Source organism: Mariniflexile ostreae (assembly GCF_042427585.1).
Taxonomy (GTDB): domain Bacteria; phylum Bacteroidota; class Bacteroidia; order Flavobacteriales; family Flavobacteriaceae; genus Pseudalgibacter; species Pseudalgibacter ostreae.
Window position 1 is genome coordinate 1 of record NZ_JBHMFC010000069.1, and the last position, 1,373, is coordinate 1,373.

The 1,373-nt window shown below is 31.2% G+C and carries 2 protein-coding genes; both read left to right on the forward strand.

Features of this window, described 5'->3' with window-relative positions; translation table 11 throughout:
* Nucleotides 1–311 precede the first annotated feature (311 nt).
* Nucleotides 312–677 carry a hypothetical protein gene (locus tag ACFFU9_RS11055; RefSeq protein ID WP_379861501.1) on the forward strand — a complete coding sequence of 122 codons (366 nt, stop codon included), beginning with the start codon at nt 312–314 and terminating at the stop codon, nt 675–677.
* Between the two features lie 29 nt (nt 678–706).
* Complete coding sequence (locus ACFFU9_RS11060) at nt 707–1,279, forward strand: hypothetical protein (RefSeq protein WP_379861502.1); 573 nt, start codon at nt 707–709, stop codon at nt 1,277–1,279.
* Nucleotides 1,280–1,373 lie beyond the last annotated feature (94 nt).

Genomic DNA, 1,373 nt, shown 5'->3' on the forward strand with positions numbered 1-1,373 from the left:
AAATTTAGCTACAAATTAATAAATCTATTATATTTACAAAAGAAACTTCCGCTATAAGATCCTGAGAAGGGCTTCCGACCGGTAGGGAGGATTCGTTCAACACTGTGTATAAAAAATGCTTATTTTAGTGCCTAATCAAAAGGAAAGTGCGTGTTTACTTTCTTCCGATTTTCGTTCCGAAAATCCGCTGACACAAACACGCACTTTTCATACACGAAACCGTTGTGTGTCAGCATAAGAAACGACACGCTAAATATGAACAATAAATAATAACAGATTTTATGAAGACATTTTTACTAACATTGATTTTTGTGTTAACGACAATGCTAACTTCTGCTCAAAGCACATCAGAAATTCCTATTCAAAATATTTCTACAGATAGTGATGTTACTTATAGACTATTTTCAACACGAAATAAGTACACGTTTATCAAATTAAATACAAGAAATGGACAGATGTCACACGTACAATGGGGTACAGGAAATAATGACCATTTTGAGTATTCACTCTCAGATATTCCTCTTGTAAATGAGGAAAATGAGAAAAATGGTAGATTTTTTCTCTATCCAACAACAAACATATATAATTTTATTTTGCTCGACCAAATAGACGGTAGAACGTGGCAAGTACAATGGTCAACGGAAGAAAAAAACAGAATGGTTCTTAGGATATATTAAATTTTAAGATTTATAAATATAATTGAAGTATGCTGACCTATTACGAACGTAAAGAATTAAGGGAAAAACTAATCAATGAAGAAATTTCATTAGAATTTGCCAAAGAACAATATTGGAAGGATTACAAAGAAGGACAACGGTCGTGGCATACAAAAGATTGGAAAGAAAGACGTGCTAAATTTCTTAAGGAAAAATGCGAAATATGTGATAGTACAGATACATTAACAATTCAGCATCTTTCTCACCCAAGAAAATATGCGGATTACGAAAGAGAAATAATAAGAAATTACACTCAAATTTATAAGGAAAATAATTCTGACATTGATAAATCAGAATTTAAGAAACATATTTTAAAAAATTATAATTACAATGCTGTTCCCTTATGTCCAAATTGTGGAGACAACCGTCCTAACAAGAGAATGAGAAAACTACCGCAATATCGTTGTGCAATATGCAAACACGAGTTTGATGAACCAAATTATAAATCGTTAGAAGAACTCATCACAATTTTTTATACAGACGAAGAAGCTCTTGATGTTCGTGATAAGTGTTTTGTTTCAAAAGACAAATGGAAAAATAATCATAATTTATCAACGAAGTGATTTAAACTTTTTTTAAAAAAAATGAGAAGGGTTGTGGATATTTGTGTTGCGAAACATAAATAACTAAATCACAACCCTATATGTACTCAGTACT

Excerpts from the sequence above, each read along its gene's own strand:
- ACFFU9_RS11060 (WP_379861502.1), top strand. The coding sequence starts at position 707 with ATGCTGACCTATTACGAACGTAAAGAATTAAGGGAAAAACTAATCAAT.